The organism is Pedobacter sp. NJ-S-72, assembly GCF_053890575.1.
Genome location: NZ_CM132681.1, coordinates 5,484,998 through 5,503,323, shown reverse-complemented (window position 1 = coordinate 5,503,323; position 18,326 = coordinate 5,484,998). Strand labels below are relative to the sequence as shown.

24 protein-coding genes, 3 pseudogenes and 1 riboswitch are annotated in these 18,326 nt (G+C 39.8%); of the genes and pseudogenes, 10 read left to right on the top strand and 17 right to left on the bottom strand.

Going from position 1 to position 18,326, the window contains the following annotated elements:
* Positions 1–2: 2 nt before the first annotated feature.
* The 9 genes and pseudogenes from ACWYN3_RS36110 to thiS form a co-directional block, all read right to left on the bottom strand.
* Positions 3–980 (bottom strand): hypothetical protein, encoded by a 978-nt coding sequence (locus tag ACWYN3_RS36110; RefSeq protein WP_456218498.1) that lies wholly within the window; start codon positions 978–980, stop codon positions 3–5.
* A gap of 17 nt (positions 981–997) precedes the next feature.
* Positions 998–1,345, bottom strand: a complete 348-nt coding sequence (locus tag ACWYN3_RS36105; protein ID WP_456218497.1) for a hypothetical protein — start codon at positions 1,343–1,345, stop codon at positions 998–1,000.
* A 203-nt stretch (positions 1,346–1,548) separates the two neighbouring features.
* Positions 1,549–2,674, bottom strand: a pseudogene (thiH, locus tag ACWYN3_RS36100) (2-iminoacetate synthase ThiH).
* Positions 2,667–3,430 (bottom strand): annotated as a pseudogene (locus ACWYN3_RS36095) (HisA/HisF-related TIM barrel protein). The pseudogenes thiH and ACWYN3_RS36095 overlap by 8 nt, the downstream one beginning before the upstream one ends.
* Entirely contained in the window at positions 3,424–4,074 is a 651-nt protein-coding gene (locus ACWYN3_RS36090) for a thiamine phosphate synthase (protein ID WP_456218496.1), read from the bottom strand. Before ACWYN3_RS36090 ends, ACWYN3_RS36095 begins: the two are co-directional and overlap by 7 nt.
* Positions 4,068–4,535 carry a thiamine phosphate synthase gene (locus tag ACWYN3_RS36085; protein WP_456218495.1) on the bottom strand — a complete coding sequence of 156 codons (468 nt, stop codon included), beginning with the start codon at positions 4,533–4,535 and terminating at the stop codon, positions 4,068–4,070. The genes ACWYN3_RS36090 and ACWYN3_RS36085 overlap by 7 nt, the downstream gene beginning before the upstream one ends.
* Positions 4,480–4,668 (bottom strand): hypothetical protein, encoded by a 189-nt coding sequence (locus ACWYN3_RS36080; protein ID WP_456218494.1) that lies wholly within the window; start codon positions 4,666–4,668, stop codon positions 4,480–4,482. The genes ACWYN3_RS36085 and ACWYN3_RS36080 overlap by 56 nt, the downstream gene beginning before the upstream one ends.
* Positions 4,669–6,551, bottom strand: a pseudogene (thiC, locus tag ACWYN3_RS36075) (phosphomethylpyrimidine synthase ThiC).
* A gap of 41 nt (positions 6,552–6,592) precedes the next feature.
* On the bottom strand, positions 6,593–6,805 hold the full coding sequence (thiS, locus tag ACWYN3_RS36070; RefSeq protein ID WP_456218493.1) for a sulfur carrier protein ThiS: 213 nt from the start codon (positions 6,803–6,805) through the stop codon (positions 6,593–6,595).
* Between the two features lie 52 nt (positions 6,806–6,857).
* Positions 6,858–6,945: riboswitch (TPP riboswitch) on the bottom strand.
* A 143-nt stretch (positions 6,946–7,088) separates the two neighbouring features.
* Here thiS and ACWYN3_RS36065 point away from each other — a divergent pair.
* The 3 genes from ACWYN3_RS36065 to ACWYN3_RS36055 are packed head-to-tail and all read left to right on the top strand — an operon-like array spanning position 7,089 to position 8,994.
* Positions 7,089–7,742 (top strand): FadR/GntR family transcriptional regulator, encoded by a 654-nt coding sequence (locus ACWYN3_RS36065; RefSeq protein ID WP_456218492.1) that lies wholly within the window; start codon positions 7,089–7,091, stop codon positions 7,740–7,742.
* 11 nt (positions 7,743–7,753) lie between these two features.
* Positions 7,754–8,590 (top strand): sulfite exporter TauE/SafE family protein, encoded by an 837-nt coding sequence (locus ACWYN3_RS36060; RefSeq protein WP_456218491.1) that lies wholly within the window; start codon positions 7,754–7,756, stop codon positions 8,588–8,590.
* A gap of 5 nt (positions 8,591–8,595) precedes the next feature.
* A complete protein-coding gene (locus ACWYN3_RS36055; protein WP_456218490.1) occupies positions 8,596–8,994 on the top strand; it encodes a DUF1634 domain-containing protein in 399 nt (132 codons plus the stop codon).
* Position 8,995: 1 nt separating this feature from the next.
* Here ACWYN3_RS36055 and ACWYN3_RS36050 read toward each other — a convergent pair whose 3' ends face one another.
* The gene (locus ACWYN3_RS36050; protein ID WP_456218489.1) at positions 8,996–10,210 is read right to left on the bottom strand and encodes an MFS transporter; all 1,215 of its coding nucleotides are present in this window, start codon (positions 10,208–10,210) and stop codon (positions 8,996–8,998) included.
* 168 nt (positions 10,211–10,378) lie between these two features.
* Here ACWYN3_RS36050 and ACWYN3_RS36045 point away from each other — a divergent pair, with 168 nt between their 5' ends.
* Together ACWYN3_RS36045 and ACWYN3_RS36040 are read left to right on the top strand one after the other, a co-directional pair.
* The gene (locus ACWYN3_RS36045; RefSeq protein ID WP_456218488.1) at positions 10,379–11,047 is read left to right on the top strand and encodes a LysR substrate-binding domain-containing protein; all 669 of its coding nucleotides are present in this window, start codon (positions 10,379–10,381) and stop codon (positions 11,045–11,047) included.
* 19 nt (positions 11,048–11,066) lie between these two features.
* Positions 11,067–11,252: a hypothetical protein gene (locus ACWYN3_RS36040; RefSeq protein ID WP_456218487.1), complete on the top strand. Its 186-nt coding sequence runs from the start codon at positions 11,067–11,069 to the stop codon at positions 11,250–11,252.
* Between the two features lie 7 nt (positions 11,253–11,259).
* Here the strand turns inward: ACWYN3_RS36040 and ACWYN3_RS36035 are convergent, their stop codons facing one another.
* The 7 genes from ACWYN3_RS36035 to ACWYN3_RS36005 all read right to left on the bottom strand — a co-directional run bounded on the left by ACWYN3_RS36035 (position 11,260) and on the right by ACWYN3_RS36005 (position 15,526).
* Positions 11,260–11,616 (bottom strand): hypothetical protein, encoded by a 357-nt coding sequence (locus ACWYN3_RS36035; protein WP_456218486.1) that lies wholly within the window; start codon positions 11,614–11,616, stop codon positions 11,260–11,262.
* A 520-nt stretch (positions 11,617–12,136) separates the two neighbouring features.
* Positions 12,137–12,535: an XRE family transcriptional regulator gene (locus ACWYN3_RS36030; RefSeq protein WP_456218485.1), complete on the bottom strand. Its 399-nt coding sequence runs from the start codon at positions 12,533–12,535 to the stop codon at positions 12,137–12,139.
* 186 nt (positions 12,536–12,721) lie between these two features.
* Positions 12,722–12,997: a hypothetical protein gene (locus ACWYN3_RS36025; RefSeq protein ID WP_456218484.1), complete on the bottom strand. Its 276-nt coding sequence runs from the start codon at positions 12,995–12,997 to the stop codon at positions 12,722–12,724.
* A 508-nt stretch (positions 12,998–13,505) separates the two neighbouring features.
* Entirely contained in the window at positions 13,506–14,018 is a 513-nt protein-coding gene (locus tag ACWYN3_RS36020) for a 3,4-dihydroxy-2-butanone-4-phosphate synthase (RefSeq protein ID WP_456218483.1), read from the bottom strand.
* Positions 14,019–14,035: 17 nt separating this feature from the next.
* On the bottom strand, positions 14,036–14,170 hold the full coding sequence (locus ACWYN3_RS36015) for a hypothetical protein (RefSeq protein ID WP_456218482.1): 135 nt from the start codon (positions 14,168–14,170) through the stop codon (positions 14,036–14,038).
* A 49-nt stretch (positions 14,171–14,219) separates the two neighbouring features.
* On the bottom strand, positions 14,220–14,963 hold the full coding sequence (locus ACWYN3_RS36010) for a sensor histidine kinase (RefSeq protein WP_456218481.1): 744 nt from the start codon (positions 14,961–14,963) through the stop codon (positions 14,220–14,222).
* A gap of 56 nt (positions 14,964–15,019) precedes the next feature.
* Complete coding sequence (locus tag ACWYN3_RS36005; RefSeq protein ID WP_456218480.1) at positions 15,020–15,526, bottom strand: hypothetical protein; 507 nt, start codon at positions 15,524–15,526, stop codon at positions 15,020–15,022.
* Positions 15,527–15,657: 131 nt separating this feature from the next.
* Between ACWYN3_RS36005 and ACWYN3_RS36000 the strand changes: the two genes are divergently transcribed.
* From ACWYN3_RS36000 to ccoS, 5 genes are all read left to right on the top strand, one after another.
* Positions 15,658–15,933: a heavy metal translocating P-type ATPase metal-binding domain-containing protein gene (locus ACWYN3_RS36000; RefSeq protein ID WP_456218479.1), complete on the top strand. Its 276-nt coding sequence runs from the start codon at positions 15,658–15,660 to the stop codon at positions 15,931–15,933.
* A gap of 111 nt (positions 15,934–16,044) precedes the next feature.
* A complete protein-coding gene (locus ACWYN3_RS35995) occupies positions 16,045–16,572 on the top strand; it encodes a hypothetical protein (RefSeq protein WP_456218478.1) in 528 nt (175 codons plus the stop codon).
* A 5-nt stretch (positions 16,573–16,577) separates the two neighbouring features.
* Positions 16,578–17,081 (top strand): P-type ATPase, encoded by a 504-nt coding sequence (locus ACWYN3_RS35990; RefSeq protein ID WP_456218477.1) that lies wholly within the window; start codon positions 16,578–16,580, stop codon positions 17,079–17,081.
* 26 nt (positions 17,082–17,107) lie between these two features.
* A complete protein-coding gene (locus ACWYN3_RS35985) occupies positions 17,108–18,103 on the top strand; it encodes an HAD-IC family P-type ATPase (RefSeq protein WP_456218476.1) in 996 nt (331 codons plus the stop codon).
* On the top strand, positions 18,100–18,297 hold the full coding sequence (ccoS, locus tag ACWYN3_RS35980; RefSeq protein ID WP_456218475.1) for a cbb3-type cytochrome oxidase assembly protein CcoS: 198 nt from the start codon (positions 18,100–18,102) through the stop codon (positions 18,295–18,297). The genes ACWYN3_RS35985 and ccoS overlap by 4 nt, the downstream gene beginning before the upstream one ends.
* The last annotated feature ends 29 nt before the right edge of the window (positions 18,298–18,326 follow it).

Here is an 18,326-nt window from a genome sequence, read left to right as displayed (position 1 = left end):
TTTTATAAACTTCCCAGGCAGCAACAGCCGATCATTCTGTCAGAAGAAACCGGCCATGAACCACCCGTACCAGTATCCTGAATAACACGGTTATTTTTAACTTTTCTCAGTAAACTATATTGGGCAACTTTAGGTTGCAGCGTAGCCATAGAAAGTATAATACTATAGCTAATATCTCTTGTCCACACCCCTGCCCATTCTTTCCCTGTTCTGAAAGTACTATCTGGTTCCACCGCATTCTCCATCTCCTCTAAACCAAGGTTATACAGCGCATCCATCATTGGAACCGAAGATTTATACTGAGGAAAAGCAGAGACATCTTTTGTCAGTTTCCATGAAGAAGCCGTAGTTTTTTTCTCCTGCGCCTTATTCATTTCCAGGGTGACAGTATAAATACCATCACCGTCACTATCTTTTAATTCGAGTTCCTTATGATTGCTCAGGTTATCAAAATCCCAGATCAGCGGACTGATGCTTCCCGCAACAAAGACACCTTTAAAGTCTGCTTTGTAGATTTTAGTTCCATCGTATGCCGTATAAAAACCTTTTGAAGCAAAAGCGGCAAGCACTTCACGCATATCCAGTTTAATCGTGAACTTGCTATCAGGCTTAAGGAATATTCCTTTTGCCAAAGGATTTAGTCCTTTTAATTGTTGACCAAAGCGAATAACAGGAGTTTCAAATTTCCCATTTAGAGCAATAATGCTAACCTCGTGGTTCTTTCCCGAAACCATTTCATTGTCCTTACCATTGATACTGAATTTAAAAGATAAGTCTGGGCTGATATCCAGGTTAACCGGGCTTTGATAGTTAGAATGCAGCATTGCCGGAGACAAAGCCACAGCTTCAAATACCCCCTGTGTAACCCTATCAAAAGATAAAGTATAAGCATCAGACTGATAAATATTGTTCATAGGCTTTTGGGCTATAGCGGCCATAAAAGAGAACGAAAAAATCGCAGTAAAGAAAAGTTTATTCATGTGTCAGTAAAAAAGCCTTATTCTCCGTCTTCCAATATATTTCTATTTCTATCTTCCCAGCTCAGATAAGCCCTGTACCATTCAGCACATTGTTTAAACACATCAGTCAAATCGCCCTCATTTAAAGTAAAGTGAACTGCGAATAAATGATTTTCAACCACTCCATAAAGATTCAGGTATTCAAAGTCATATGTTTTAGTTCCGGCTTTAAAATTAAGTCCTTCAACTTCATCTGACGCTATAACTTCCATGATCGTGTGCGAGGTTGTATGCTGTATTACTGTGCGGCCTTCCATTTCATTTTCAAGATGCTCACTTGGCTCTAAGAAAACTATTTCAGGAAGGGTAAAGTCAATTAAATTCATGCCGCTAATTTAAGATTATAAAATCATCCCTCCTAACCACCCTCCATAAATCCTCCTTCCTAGCCATTCTTCCCAGCCATTCTTCCCAGCCACCATCTCAGGCTTGGATATCGAAAAAAAAAAAAACTTATACTAATGTGAGGGCATTCGTTCCGAGCCTCTTCGGCGAAGGCAATGTCGCCCGAACATAGTATAAGTTTTTTTTATTGGTTGACGAGTCCCCAATCCCAGTCCTTCCACACCGCCTCATACCCCTTTTCCTTCAACATTTCCACAATCTCACCCGGAGTCCTTTCATCACTGATCTCAAACTGTTCCAGTGATTCCGGTTCCACTGCATACCCCCCAGGATTCGTCTTCGATCCCGCACTCATAGAAGTAATCCCTAAGCCAATAATATGGTCGCGAAAAACAATAGATTCTCTTGTAGAAATAGAAAGCTCGACCTCTTCATTAAACAATCTGTATGCACAGATCAGTTGAACCAGTTCCCTGTCAGACATTTCCACTTTAGGCTCCAACCCGCCACTAAACGGTCTCAAGCGGGGAAAAGACAAACTATACTTCGTCTTCCAATATTTCTTCTCAAGATAGCTCAAATGCAGTGCGGTAAAAAACGAGTCTGTGCGCCAGTCTTCCAGACCAATCAGCACCCCTAGTCCCATTTTATGAACCTCAGCCTTCCCTAAACCTGTCCGGAGTTTCCAGTCTGTATTCAAAATTAGATTTCTTTCCTTTTGGGTGATGCTTCTTGTAATCCTCCCGGTGATAAGTTTCCTGATAAACCAGTACTGTATTTAGTCCTAAAGGAATCAGTTCCTCATAATCCTCCGTATTCAGCGGCTGTACCTCCATTGAAATAAGCGCGAAATGAGGACGTAAAAGTTCAAGAACCCCTTTAAAATATTCAGTATGCACAGTTTGATTAGCCTCACCAGTTACCAGCAATACGTGATCATATCCCATTTCTTTCAACACAGCAACCTCCTGCATGATCTCCATAGGAGACAGCGTTTTACGCCTCACCTTATTATCCAGGCTAAAGCCGCAATAAGTACAAATATTATTACACTCATTAGAAAGATAAAGTGGTACATATAACTGCATCACCTTACCAAAACGCTTCAGTGTAGCTGCTCTGCTCAGTTGTGCCATCTGCTCCAGATATGGAGCTGCAGCCGGAGAGATCAGCGCTTTAAAATCTTCTAAAGTTCTTTTCCCGCTGTTCCCCAAAGCATACTCAACATCCAGTGCTGTCTTCTCATAGATACTCTGTTTGGTCTGTTCCCAGTCGTAAGTATTAAAAAGTGTTGTGAAGTTATCAGTCATCCAGAAAAGAAGTTAAAGGGCTGCTTGAAACAGCATATGAATTGATAGATCCTAATTTCGCTTCGAAAGCCATCCTTCCGGCGATTACAGCTATTTTAAAAGCTTCTGCCATTTTAACAGGGTCCCTGGAAACAGCAATTGCCGTATTGACCAGTACCGCGTCTGCTCCAATTTCCATAGCTTTTGCAGCATCCGATGGTGAGCCAATTCCTGCATCAACAATCACAGGCACATTACTCTGACTGATAATGATTTCTAAAAAATCAATAGTCTTTAACCCTTTATTACTCCCAATTGGTGAACCTAAAGGCATTACCCCAGCCGTTCCTGCATCTTCTAAATGTTTGCATAAAACCGGGTCAGCAGAATATAAGGCAATACGATAAAACCTAATTTCGCCAGTTGTTCCGTTGCTTTTAAGGTTTCAATCGGATCAGGCATCAGGTATTTAGGATCAGGATGAATCTCTAGTTTAACCCAATTTGTTTCCAATGCTTCTCTGGCCATCTGGGCAGCAAAAACAGCCTCCTTCGCATTTCTGACTCCAGAAGTATTAGGGAGCAGATTTATCTGAGGATAATTTAACCGGCTCAGTATATCGTCCTCTACAGCTTTAAGATCAACTCTTTTTAAAGCTACAGTTACCAATTCGGAACCAGAAGCCAGCAATGCATTTTCCATGATCACTGCCGAACTGAATTTCCCTGTTCCTGTAAATAAGCGGGAATTAAATACTTTATCTGCGATGGTTAACATAACGTTTGTTTTGAATTAAGGTTCATTTCCTGGTAAAGCAAGCTGATACTTTCAGCAGGATTAGCATCCTGTGTCAGTAAACCAGAAACTGCAATACCATAAATTCCGGTTTGAAGTATAGCCGGAGTATCCCTGATTTGTATACCTCCTATGGCTATAATTGGTAGTTTAATATCAGCATCAAAAACCTGCTGTAAAAGTCGTTTATAGCCATCAAGACCAAGAACAGGACTTAGATTTTTTTTAGTACTGGTAAACCTGAATGGCCCCAGACCGATATAATCAGCTCCTTCTTCTACTCTTCTGCATATATCAGCAAATGTATTTGCGGTACCGCCAATACATTTATTCTTCCCCAGAATAGCTCGTGCTTCTGGTATAGGCATATCATCCAAACCAAGGTGTACACCATAGGCGCCCGATTTCAATGCCAGTTCAGGATAGTCATTGACGATTAGCTTCGCACCATATTGTTCACATAAGCGACTAGCCTGAATCGCCAGTTCAAGAACAGTCTCTTCCTCCTGCTCTTTTACCCGAAGTTGTATCCATTTACCTCCGGCACGTAATACTTTTTCTATAGCAGTCAGATGCGTCCCATTTTCCGGGGGTTGTGATATATAATGTAATTGATCAATTAACATGTTTTTATTGATTTGAGCATTTTTTCAAATTCTTCCAGCGCATTGGATGGATGGTTCCATAGTGCGCCAAGAACAGCAGCACCATCAAAATTCATTCTTTTCAATGCGGGAAACAGATCTGCTGTAATTCCTCCTAAAGCGAAAACCTTTAATCCTGCCGGGACATCGGACAAATAAAAATCCTTATCCACTATACTTTGATATCCTTCTTTGGAAATACTGTTAAACACAGGGCCAAAGAAGACATAATCCAAAAAGGCAGTATCAGTTGGAGGCCCCCATTCATGGATTGAACGGCTTAAATGAAATCCTCTGGTAAAAAGTTCTATTCTTTTTTGTTCACCAGTAATTTCCCAGAGTTTCTCCGGATAGTGAAGACGTTTGATTAAAAACATATCTGCCAGTTCATGGTGCTGATGAATGGAAATTGCCGGATAATAAACCGGGTTGATTTCCTTCATCAAGCATAAATTTCACCACATCATTTCCAGGTTTCCGGAGATGCAACAATTGAAGTCCCGCATCAAAAAGTGCGTTAATCAATTTACCTTCCCCGATTAAATAATCCGGATGAGTGATGACTATAAGTTCCATTTATAAATAGATTTCACTTCCTTTTTCTGTGAATTCACGTGATTTATCTTCCATCCCTTTTACCAGTGCAGCAGCTTCATCCAATCCTTGTTTAGCTGCATATTCCCGCACATCCTGTGTGATTTTCATCGAACAGAAATTCGGACCGCACATCGAACAGAAATGGGCGATTTTAGCGCCATCAGCAGGAAGCGTTTCATCATGGAATTCTTTAGCAGTATCGGGATCAAGAGACAGGTTAAACTGATCTTCCCATCTGAATTCAAACCTTGCTTTACTCAAAGCGTTATCACGATATTGAGCTCCGGGATGTCCTTTGGCTAAATCCGCAGCATGCGCAGCAATTTTATAAGTGATTACCCCCGTCTTTTACGTCCTTTTTATTGGGTAAACCCAAATGCTCTTTTGGCGTTACATAACACAACATGGCTGTTCCATACCAGCCAATCATGGCTGCTCCGATTGCCGAAGTAATATGATCATATCCAGGTGCAATATCCGTTGTCAAAGGGCCTAAAGTATAGAAAGGAGCTTCTCCGCAATGTTCCAGCTGTTTCTCCATATTGGCTTTAATCAGGTGCATTGGCACATGCCCCGGGCCTTCGATAATAGTCTGGATATCGTGTTTCCAGGCAATCTTAGTTAGTTCGCCCAATGTTTCCAGTTCTGCAAACTGCGCAGCATCATTCGCATCGGCCAGACAGCCTGGTCTTAATCCGTCACCTAATGAAAAGGCAACATCATAGGCTTTCATAATCTCACAGATTTCTTCAAAATGCGTGTACAAAAAGCTTTCCTTGTGATGCGCTAAACACCATTTCGCCATGATGGATCCACCTCTTGAAACGATACCAGTAATCCTTTTGGCATCAATGGAATATATCTTAGCAACACTCCGGCGTGGATAGTAAAATAATCAACCCCTTGCTCAGCCTGTTCAATCAGCGTATCTCTGAATAGTTCCCAGGTCAGGTCTTCTGCTTTACCATTCACTTTTTCAAGAGCCTGATAGATTGGAACTGTACCGATTGGAACCGGTGAATTACGAATAATCCATTCTCTGGTTTCATGGATATTTTTACCTGTTGACAAATCCATAATAGTATCTGCACCCCATCGGCATGCCCATACTGCTTTTTCAACTTCTTCTTCGATACTGGAAGTCACGGCAGAATTACCAATGTTTGCATTAATTTTAACCAGAAAATTACGGCCGATAATCATCGGCTCAGATTCAGGGTGATTGATATTTGATGGAATAACAGCTCTGCCACGAGCTACTTCCTCTCGTACAAATTCTGGTGTAATAAATTCTTTCGGCGTATTGGCTCCAAAACTATTTCCTGGATGCTGGTGGCTCATGGCTTCACCTGTTCACCCTTTTCTTTATTCCACAGTTCTATCCTCTGGTTTTCTCTGATCGCAATGTATTCCATTTCAGGAGTAATGATCCCTTTTCTTGCATAGTGCATCTGAGATACATTCTGTCCGGATTTTGCACGGTATGGCTGATGTTGAAAGGCGAAACGCAACGCATCAAGCGATGGATCTTCAAGTCTTTGTGCACCATAAGCAGAGGTGATATGGTCCAGTTTTTCTACGTCACCCCGATCAGTAACCCATCTTTCTCTGATTCTTGGCAGTCCTGCTTTAACATCAATATGTGCGTCAGGATCTGTGTAAGGCCCACTTGTATCGTAAACAGTTACAGATGGGTTTTTCTCTGTCAGGCCAAAACCGTTATGTATTTTGGTTTCGCTAAGGCTGATTTCACGCATGGCAACTTCAATATCATGAAGCTGACCTTTTACAAAAACTTTACGGGATGCCGGAAAAGGCGTCCTGCTGATGACCTGGCCATCTGGAATTTTTTCTACTTTCATCTTTATGTGATTTTTGTTAGGTTAAGAACAGAAATAGAGAATTATCCCCCCTGGGTTGCCTTGATCAGCATGACCTGATCCCCGGGTTGAAGATGGTAAGCAGACCAGTCAGATTTAGACACGATTGACTGATTGACAGCGACCGCAATACCGCTTGCAGAAACCTGCAAAACAGCAGTTAACAGCTGTACTACAGAACAAGAACCGGCAATAGAATAAGTTTGATGATTTACAGTAATTTCCATTCTCTTCATTTTTTAACAACGATAGGAATGACCTGTATAAGGAATGAAAAACCAACAACAGAGTTGTGGCCTTACTTTTCCCTTCGGCAGTACTAACTGCATCAGGTTCAAAGGGTATATCTCAGCACAAGGCACCCCTAAAGTTTTTTGTAAACCTATAACATTTTTAATAAGAAAAGAAATTTATTAAAAATTCCATCTCAAAAGCTGTTGTTTGAACTGTCACTTTTACATTACAAACATCAGATGTATGCTAAGATGATTTACCTTTGAAACATCAGATGTTTAAAAGATGAAAAGAATAAATTTATCGGATAAAGTGATTACCGCGCTCAAGAGCGATATCGCCACTGGCAAACTTAAAAAAGGCACTAAGATCCCATCAGAACCCGAACTGATGGAGCGTTATGAAGTTGGCCGTTCTACTATCAGGGAAGCTATAAAAAAAACGCTGGCAATCTCAGGAGTGCTTAAAGTACAGCAGGGTTCAGGAACTTTTGTAGCTTCAAAAATAAAAGATGAGACGCTTTCTCAGCGTTTACGCCGTGCGGACTTCGAAGAAATAAATACCGTCCGTTCATTACTTGAAAAAGAAATTGTCAAACTGGCTTGTCAAAATAGGACAGAGGAAGATATCACGGTCATGCAGAACTATTTAATTCAGCGAAAAAAAGCAATAGATGCGGATCACCAACAGAAATGTACAGATGCCGATATCGCTTTTCACGTCAGCATTGCGAAGGCTTCAAAAAACAAGGTATTAGTTGATTTATATCAGAATTTCACCACGGTTATCCGCGATTTCTTCACGAAGCGGAAAGAGCAGAACATGACTTATTTCGCCAGAAGTCATAACTGGCACGAAGAGCTTGCAACGGCTATTGTCAATAGAGATCAGCCAGCCGCAGAACAGCTTATACAAACCTTATTAAACAATAATTACTAATCACACAGCTCATGACTATTTTAACCTTTACCCTGATCCTGTTATTAGGGGCTTATCTTGCCGGACTTGCCGGTTCACTGACCGGTCTGGGAGGCGGAGTAGTAATTATTCCATTACTGACCTTATTTTTTCACGTTGACATTCGTTACGCAATTGGTGCGGCACTGGTCGCTTCGATCGCTACTTCATCCGGCTCTGCGAGTGCTTATGTAAAAGAAGGGATTACCAATATTCGTTTGGGTATGTTTCTTGAAATTGCAACAACGGCGGGTGCGGTAATGGGTGCTGTCTTCCTTGCCATCTACACACCAGTTAATATTGTGGCTATTCTGTTTGGTGTTACCCTGATATTTTCAGCGGCAATGACTCTGAGAAAGAAACATGAAGGTGCATTGGCAGAAGGCAGTAAGCTCTCCTATCTGCTTAAATTAAACAGCAGTTATCCTACAAAAGAAGGTGTAGTAGAATATAAGCTAAAAAACATTGGCGGTGGATTCTCCATTATGACTCTTGCAGGAATGCTTTCAGGCTTATTGGGTATCGGCTCTGGCGCATTGAAAGTTTTAGCGATGGACAGTGCAATGCGCGTTCCGTTCAGGGTAAGTACCACAACCAGTAATTTCATGGTAGGTGTAACAGCTGCTGCGAGTGCTGTGGTGTATTTACAAAGGGGCTATATAGATCCGGGAATTGCCTTCCCGGTAATTATCGGTGTACTTGCAGGGGCTTTTACAGGCTCGAAATTACTGATGAAAATCGATGTAAAATGGTTGAAGATCATTTTCAGTTTCGCCATTACAGCGATCGCTCTCAATATGATATACAATGGTTTTAATCATAAATTCTAGGAAACATGAATACGAATAAAGAAACTAAAAGAGTAACTGACTACGATATGCAGCAGCTGATTGGTCAGGTCTTAAGATATGGGGTTCTAATCTCCGGGCTGGTTGCAATCATTGGAGGAATCTGGTATTTATATCAACAAGGGACAGGTATTCCAGATTATGGCACTTTTCATGGTGAAGGAGAAGGGTACACGAGTCTGACAGGAATCATTCAGGGATTAGGCAAAGGGAGTGCAACTGAAATCATACAGTTAGGTGTGGTCATTCTGATTGCAACACCCATAGTGAGAATTGTATTCTCTCTGGTAGCTTTTGGGCTTGAAAGAGATAAGCTTTACGTATTGATTACCCTGATTGTACTTTCCATTATTTTGTTCAGCACATTCGGCGGATTGAGTATTTAAATTATATAGTTTTAACTGCTGCCTGTCTGCTTTTGTAATAGGCAAAGATGCCGGTAGCAGTTATTCCTATTAGTCCTTCAATGAGTACAGCTGGTCTTGGGCCAATCAAATGGGCTACCCATCCGATCAATAAGCTACCTACCGGAATTAACCCCTGATAAGCCATCACATAATAGCTAATAGCACGTCCACGCATCTCAGGAACAGCATGCGTTTGTATGTAAGTATTAATGGCAGATGACTGAGCCATCATCCCAACTCCTGATAATCCCATAAACAATAATGCAATCGGCAATTGTGGTGCATAAGCCAGAAATAATAAACTGCCTCCCATTACTGCTCCTGCGATAGTGGTTAGTTTGATCATCGTGCTACTGTCTTTTAAATTAGCCAGGTAAATAGCACTGATAATCGACCCTAGTCCGGCCGCACTTTCAAACCAGCTGAAAGTTTTAGCGTCCCCATTAAATATATCTTTAGCAAAAATTGGCATCAGCGTATTGAAAGGGATTACAAAAAGACTGCTGATCCCTATCATCATAATCATGCTGCTCAACTCTTTATCTCCGGCAACATACCTGAATCCCTCCTCCAGTTCTACCCAAATACTCTTAGTCGATTTAGTGATGATCTGCACTGGCAAACGCATCATAAACAAACAGATCAGTACAGGAATATAGCTCAGGAAATTTCCCAGAAAACAAATATCAGTACCAAAAGTACTCAGGATGATCCCTGCTACTGCGGGGCCGGCAATACGTGCAAAGTTGGCCATGGATGAGTTTAATGCGATGGCATTAGGCAAATCATTCTTATCATTCACCATTTCAACCATTAGCGATTGTCTGCAGGTTACATCAAAAGCATTGACAATTCCCTGTACAAGGCTGAGCCCGATAATAAAAAGTATATTATTAAATCCGAAGTAGATAATTGCGGCTAGTGCACCAGCCTGGATCATAGAGATAACTTGTGTAATAACCAGAATGCGGTATCGGTTATGTCTGTCAACCAAACTACCTGCATAAGGTGATAAAATCAAAGAAGGAATCAAACTGACAAAACCAACTACCCCTAATAAAACCGCAGATCCTGTAAGCTGATAAACCAGCCAGCTGACTGCCGTCTTTTGCATCCATGTGCCTATAAGGGAAATTGATTGTCCATAAAAGAAGAGTTTGAAATTGCGTGATTTTAGTGATCGGAAGACATTCATGTTATTATTTTACTGATTTGAGCGCCTGATCTGCTCATTTGTATCTAATTATCTCAAAAGCAGCTTCATCTGACAGGCTGATACAAATTTCGGCATAAACTATCTATTTATAAAATTGATACTTTTAATGATATTGATTAGTTTTAACGATCGATTATCTTTATTTCTATGGAAATCAGACAACTCAATTATTTCATTAAGGCAGCAGAACTCCTGCATTTTACAGATGCCGCAGCTGCTTGTTTCGTTACCCAATCAACTTTATCCCAGCAGATCAAGCAGCTGGAAGAAGACTTAGGCATGCTCTTGTTTGACAGAATGGGAAAACAGGTAAAGCTAACCGAGGCCGGGAATGTTTTCCTGACTCATGCTTACCAGATTATGCTTGACATCAAAAAATCACGACAAGCTATTTTTGAGCTGGCCAACATGATCAACGGAGAACTGAAAATTGGTGTAACCTATGCCTTCAGCTCTTTACTATTACCTGCCCTGACCCCATTTTCCGAGAAATATCCTGGCATCATGATCCACATTGAATATGGAACAGCGGGAGAATTGGAAACAAAACTTAAAATGGCCGATCTCGACATCATCCTTGCATTCCATGAACAGCAAGATAGTGGTGGCTTCGAGATGCAGCCCGTATTCTCTTCAAAAATCATCATGGCCGTTTCCAAAGATAACCCGTTGGCTAAGCTCCCAAAAATCTCTTTAAAAGAACTCGGAAAATTAGACCTGATCCTGCCAAGCAAAGGCTTTAGCTCGCGTGATTTATTCGATGAAATCTTTAGAAAAAACAACATTACCGCCAACACCAGAATTGAAATGAAATGATGTCCATTCCCTGTTGTCCATGGTAGAATCCGGAAACTGGGCGACAATTATCAATGAAAAAGCGCTTAGCACATGGGAGAACCTGGTGGCAGTGCCCATTTCAGATAAAAAGCTTTACAAACAAGCTTTCATCCTCTGGCAAAAGGGGGTGTACCGTAAGAAATCAGCTATGCTATTCGTAGAAGAGTTTATGAAGGTGGTGTAAAACAGAATTATTTATGATCTCTTAATTCTCTGATTTTTTCCAATTCAATTACGTCGATTTGATCTTTTGGTCTATTTACAGCTTTTTTATTTGCTATTAGTTGATTAATATGCAAAAAAGGAACTTTTACATTTCCAAAAGCTGCAATAGAAGCAAGATCAAGACACTCCAGAAAAGAAAGGGATTCTAGTCCTTTCATGGATGTCATAATATCCAGTTCGATTGCATTATCTATATAGATACTTGTCCATCCGGGTACAAATTCCATCTTTTCAAAAGAAGGGAAATCTCCATAATCCAATTCATTAAATGCAGCTCTAAGATTTCTCCTATTCTCTAACGTATCATATAGCCAAATATCCAAGTCATCCGTACTTCGGTTAAAACCATGAAATCTAGTAGCAAATCCCCCAACCATAATATATTTAACATCATGATTATTTAAAGAACTCCAAAATCTCAGTAATACTTCATCCAGGACGTCCATACAAATTACTTATGAATAATCACCGCGTTATTAAAAAGATTATTTGTACGTAACATTTTTGTAAAGAGTTTAAGTTTATCAAGATCTGAACGAAATATATCTTTAAGCAAACGCTCATTATCAGATAATTCGGTAACGCATATTTTCGGAAATTCGTTAAGATTGTCTTTCGTTTCTTTTTTCATATCGCTCCTGAATTATATTGCAATTTACACATACCATCTGAATTACACAATTTCAGTCAGGTGTGAAAATAATGTTCTGGTTGAATAACCAAACTATCCACCTTGCCCAGCTATGAATCCGGGCGGTCTAAAATATTCATAAAAAATGGATGATGACAATGTGCAATTGGGGCTTGACGACAGTACAATTTACACTCCCAAGATGCTTCGTGTCAACGACCTGCTTTTAGCAGCTCATTTTTTTCTTTTTCACTTTTCAATAACCGTTCGTAAAGGTCTTTATTTTCAGCCTGTACTACTTTTAGCTGATCAAGAGTTTCAACCCATTTTTCAATAGGGTTAATAGCACAATCTGTATAAGTAATACTACTTCCTACAGTTACTAATGCGCCAGACCCAGAATTCGAACCTTCATAATTGTTCTGAATATTACAGATTGCCGTTTCTTCATCAAAATTCCTAATCGCCTCTTCTGGAACCTTTAGCACCTTTGCTATTTCAGCCAAAAGATCATCCTCAATTTTTTCTTTAGATTCCAAAACAGATATCTTTTTTTGACTCCACTCCCCACCTAATTCATATGCTAGGCCCTCTTGTTTAATATTCATCATTTCTCTCGAAAGCGCTTAACATTTCTGCCCTCATGTACCTTCTTTGGATGATTTTCAGTAGTACTCATATTAATAAAGATTAGAATTCAAAGGTAATACAATCCTTGTTGAGATTGGTTAAATAAAGAAACGAATTCTATTTTTAAGATTTATGTAAACTCAGCATCCTATCTAAAATATTCGATATCATAAGCGCCAGACACTTTCCAAATAGAATTTATATCTGGCTGGTTGAAATTCGCCTAAAGAAAAGATCAACAAATAAGCATCTACTTTATAGTAGTAAATTGTTAGCCCGTCCTCACTTGTCCATGTATTACAGGTCGAATTTTCAGAAAAATCAGATTGATCTATTATTTCTTGTTTATTTTGTAATTCATTGAATCTCCCCGAAATGATTTCATCGGGAATAAATTTAACGGTAATATTTTCTACTGCGATGCAGAATTCTCCATCAAACAAATGGTCTTCTATTCCATCGAATAACAAGCGTCTGTCTATATATTATTTTATTCATCTTACACCTAATTCATTTCCTTTATACAACCCTCTATAATTTTAAACCAGCTATTTCTAGTTGACAAGTTTTCTTAGTGTTTGTGAACTGTAAGGGGTTTATGTTGGAAGGGGGTTGGAAGGGCGATTACCCCTTCCAACCCCCTTCCAACATAAACCCCTTACAATTCCTAACGACCTTCTCTTCCTACCTAGTAATTACTTATCTGTTAAACAGACAAATTATAAAGCGTACAACAGAGAAGAATTTTAGTACTTGCAAATTGTATAATCATCTGATACATCATACGACCACCAACCATAACCAAGCTATGCACCATGCCAGACTATGAATCCAGCAACAGGAGAAACTAAAAAAAAAGTTAGGCTAATGTGAGGACATAGCGTTTTTTTTTTTTTTTTTTCTTCAGGAAAAATAATGCCGGCCGAACATAGCATAACTTTTTTTTAATTCTCAGAACGCGCAGAGAATTACTTTATTAGGGATAACCGATACTGAAATATATTCAATTGAAACAACCGTTGACTCATATTTCTCAGCAAAAACAGAAATCTCAGCCAGCCTTGCCATAGTTCCATCCTCATTAGTCAACTCACAAAGCACAGCAACAGGTCTGAATCCTGCAAGGACCACTAAATCTATACTGCCTTCAGTATGACCGCGTCTTCCAAAAACACCGTCTTCATTAGCCCTTAGCGGGAACACATGACCAGGTCTTGAAAGATGATCAGGTTTAGCCTGATCAGAAATTGCCGTTCTGATCGTCTGTAAGCGGTCAGCTGCAGAAACCCCTGTAGTTACCCCTTCTTTAGCCTCTATAGACACCGTAAACGGCGTATGATATTTACTCGTATTCACTTGAACCATAGGCTGTAACTCCAATGCATCAACCTTATCAGGTTTTAAACACAAACAGATAATGCCACTGCATTCTCTGATCATTAAAGCCATATCCGGCACCGTCATGGTTTCTGCAGGAAAGATCAGGTCACCCTCATTTCTCTGCTTTCGTCATCAACAACCAATACCCCTTTACCTTTTCTCAGGCAGTCCAGTGCATTCTCAACTCTTTCCTTAAAATCCTTTCCGAAACGGGACAGCTCATAATGATCTTCCATATATATATTTAGTTTTCTTTTGACCGTGCAAAGGTGATTAATTAAACTTTCAATTCAAATGCAAAGGGAATAAATCAGCTTTTGCAGAAAGATTGATGCTTACAAAAAATGTAGTACCCACATTCAGTGTACTCTCCACCCAGATTCTGCCATCCTGCATGGTTATAAATTCCTTACATAAAACCAGCCCGAGGCCCACACCTTTCTCCTGGTTCGTTCCATAAGTACTCTCAGAATGCAGAGAGAAGATGTTATCGTAGTCTTGTCTGGCAATTCCTACTCCTGTATCTTCTATCTTAATCCAGCATTCCAAACCATGAATTTCAGAAGAAACAGTAATCTCACCACCTGGAGGCGTAAATTTAATCGCATTATTAATCAGGTTGCGAATGATCAGCTCCATCATATCTCTATCCGCAATAACCTGGATATTTTGCTGAATACAGTTATTAAGGATCAACCCTTTCTCTTCTGCCAAACTGGTCTGTAAAAGCAAAGTCGTTTCCAGCACTTTTGCGAGATCGATTCTTATCAGTCTGACATTTACCCCCTCCATCTGTGTTTTACTCCAGGAAAGTAAATTAATCAGCATCTGACCGGTGTACTTCGTTTCCCTCAGCAGACTGGAATTTATAGTTCTTTTTTCATCCTCCTCAATTTCAACTTCCATAGAAATTTCCAGAAAACTCTGAATAGAATTTAAAGGAGATCTGAGATCATGTGCCAGTATAGAGAACAACTTATTTTTTGACTGATTGGCAATTTCCAATTGTTCCGCACGCTTCTCGGCCAATAACCTTTCCCTGTTATAACTCGTAATAATGCTGGTAAGAATAAAATAGATAATGATCAGCGTAAAGAAAAATATATAGCATAGCTCAAATCAATATGTCTGCTGAAATCATCCTTATAATTTAAAGGAACAGCAGCAGGGTAGTAATATTGAAAAATAATCAGGCTTATCGCTACAATGATATTAACGGACATCCACGCAAAACGCTGATTTTTAGGCACAATACTAATTACCAGAAAGAAAAAAAGCAGGTATACAACCAGACCAGGGCCATTAACCCCGGAGTTGTTCAGAAAAAAAGCGATAAACAGGAGATTTCCTAATACACAGAAAATAGTCGTTGCTAAATTAAGTTTGTATCTGAATTTCGATAAGTAATACACAAAACAAACAGCAAAAACAGCAGGAACCAGCAGTATTGATAAAGTGTATAAGCCAATCAGGTAATTAAAAACTATACTGCATGTAAAAAGTAAACCAGTAAAAATACAAGCAGTATGAAATATGATTGCTTCCAGCGAATGGGTATCAGGGCCTCCCATAAGTTTTATCCAGAATTGCATTGTATCTCTTTTTTCTTATATAATAAGCAGCCGTAACGGGCAATAGTTTTTAATTCTACGAAATAAAGTATAAAGTTATGGAAATAAAAGTGACTTGCATCACTTTTTAAGGTTTCGGGTATCATTTTAAGATGGAGATTATCCTCCCACTTTTGGGGAAAGAATTTCTAATGAACGAAACAAATAGCTTAACGGTAGAGACGCATTGTTTTCACTGCGGCGATAATCTTCCTGAGAACCCCTATCCTGCTGATGATAAGCAGTTTTGCTGCCTGGGTTGTAAAGGAGTTTATCAAATTCTTTCTACTCATAACCTATCAAGTTACTACCTGTACAATGATGTACCCGGAAGCTCACAGCAAAAAAAAAAAAACAGCATTTCAATTATCTTGATGAACCAGGTATAGCAGCCGAACTGGTTGATTATACAGATGACAAGGTCACTGTAATTACACTTTTTATTCCGGTTATCCACTGCAGTTCGTGTATCTGGTTACTGGAACATTTGCATAAAATCAATGCTGCTGCATTTACAGTCACGTGTAGATTTCCTTAAAAAGCAGGTCAGTATAACTTTCAGAAATCAGCAGATTTCATTGCGTCAGGTAGTAGAGACTTTGAGTGCGATCGGTTACGAACCACTGATCAGCTTACAGGATATGATCAAAAAACAAAGAACTGATCATTCTGAGCGCAATCTGTTTACTAAAATTGCAGTTGCCGGCTTCTGTTTTGGAAACGTGATGTTATTAAGTTTTCCCGATTACTTTGGCCTCAATAGTTTCGAACAGGATTTCAAAAACTTCTTCGGATGGATTAACCTTGCCTTCGCTATTCCAGTATTATTCTATAGTGCTAAGGATTACTTTATCTCCGCATGGACAAATCTCAAAAACGGAGTATTGAACCTGGATTTCCCGCTTGCCTTAGGTATTGCTGTCATGTTTATCCGTTCCGCTTACGAAATCATAACGCAGACTGGCGCCGGCTTTGTAGATACTTTATGTTCGCTTGTATTTTTTTTTTTGTTTTTTTCTTTTGATTGAAATGGATGCAGAAAAGGACTTATCACTACTTGTCTTTTGAGCGTGACTTTCGTTCTTATTTCCCGGTAGCAGTGACACAGTTAAAAAATGGAAAAGAAAAACCTCTTCCTTTAAATGAACTAAAAACTGGTGATCGGATTCTGATCCGCAGCAATGAAATTATTCCTGCGGATGCTATTTTACTAAAAGGTGATGCCAGACTTGATTTCAGTTTTGTTACCGGAGAATCACTTCCTGTAGAAAAGATTTTGGGCGAGATAGTTTACGCAGGAGGAAGACAATTAAAAGGGGCGATTGAACTTGAAGTCGTCAAACCCGTTTCTCAGAGTTATCTTACCAAATTATGGAATAACGAAGCCTTTTCAGGACAAAGAGACCCGATTAAGACCTTTAGTGATACCGCAAGCCGTTATTTTAGTATCATCCTGGTAGCTATAGCGCTGGCAGCAGGTCTGTACTGGATCAATACAGATATCAACAAGGCCGTAGCTTCATTACGGCTGTATTGATTATTGCCTGCCCATGCGCACTGGCATTGAGTTCCCCTTTCACATTAGCAGCGGTACTGAGCATTTTTGACAAGAACAAATTCTATTTAAAAAACACGGCAGTTATAGAAGAACTAGCTCGAGTTGATACGATCGTTTTTGATAAAACCGGGACAATTACCAACCCCGAAGCTGCGGGATTTGATTTTAGCGGGGAAATGGACAATTATGAAAAACAACTGGTTGCTGATCTGGCAAGAAATTCGGGGCATCCGCTAAGCAGGGAGTTGGTTAAATGGCTAAATCTTAAACCTCAGTTTCAGGTAGAACAATATAAAGAAAAAGTAGGCCGTGGGATTACTGGCTGTGTAGACGGTCACGAAGTAAAACTGGGAAGTGCAGCATACTTAGGTTTAAAAACGCAAGATCAGGGAAGTGTAGTTCATATCTTAATTGAACATCATTATTGTGGTTATTTCCGCTCTTCGCAACGCTGGAGAGAGGATTTCAAACAATTGGCCCTGAAGCTGGGTCAAAAATCAGATCTGCATTTATTATCCGGAGATCAGGATCACGACCGAAAGCTCCTGACCCCATTTTTTCCAAGAGCACAGCAATTGAATTTCCAGCAAAGTCCGCAGCAAAAACTGGATTACATCCTTCAGTTACAACAAAACGGAGCTAAAGTAATGATGCTTGGCGATGGCTTAAATGATGCCGGTGCGCTAAAGCAAAGTAACCTTGGTATAGCAGTCACAGACGATATTAATAATTTCTCTCCAGGTTGCGATGCCATATTGGATGGTGCTGCTTTTAAGAAGATCCCGCAATTTATTAAACAGGCCAAAGATGCAGTAAAGGTGATTCACATGAGTTTTGCTATCTCTCTGCTTTATAATGTAGTCGGATTATTTTTTTTTTGCAGTACAGGGTTTGCTTTCTCCATTAATGGCCGCGATACTCATGCCAATGAGCACAGTCACCATTATTTTATTCACCAGTTTAACCGCCGGTTTTACGCCCGTAAAAACCATTTGCTATGAACATGATCTACATGCTGATTGGCTTCAGTATTTTATTGGCTTTGCTATTTCTGCTCGCTTTTTTCTGGGCTAATAAATCCGGTCAGCACGACGATCTCTTTACCCCTGGTATGCGAATACTTTTTGAAGAAGAAAAAGAGCCTCAGGAAACCATAAACGAAGAAAAAAGTGATGAAGATCACTCCCTGAGATAACCCCTGTCACGCCCGGGAACACCCCTGCA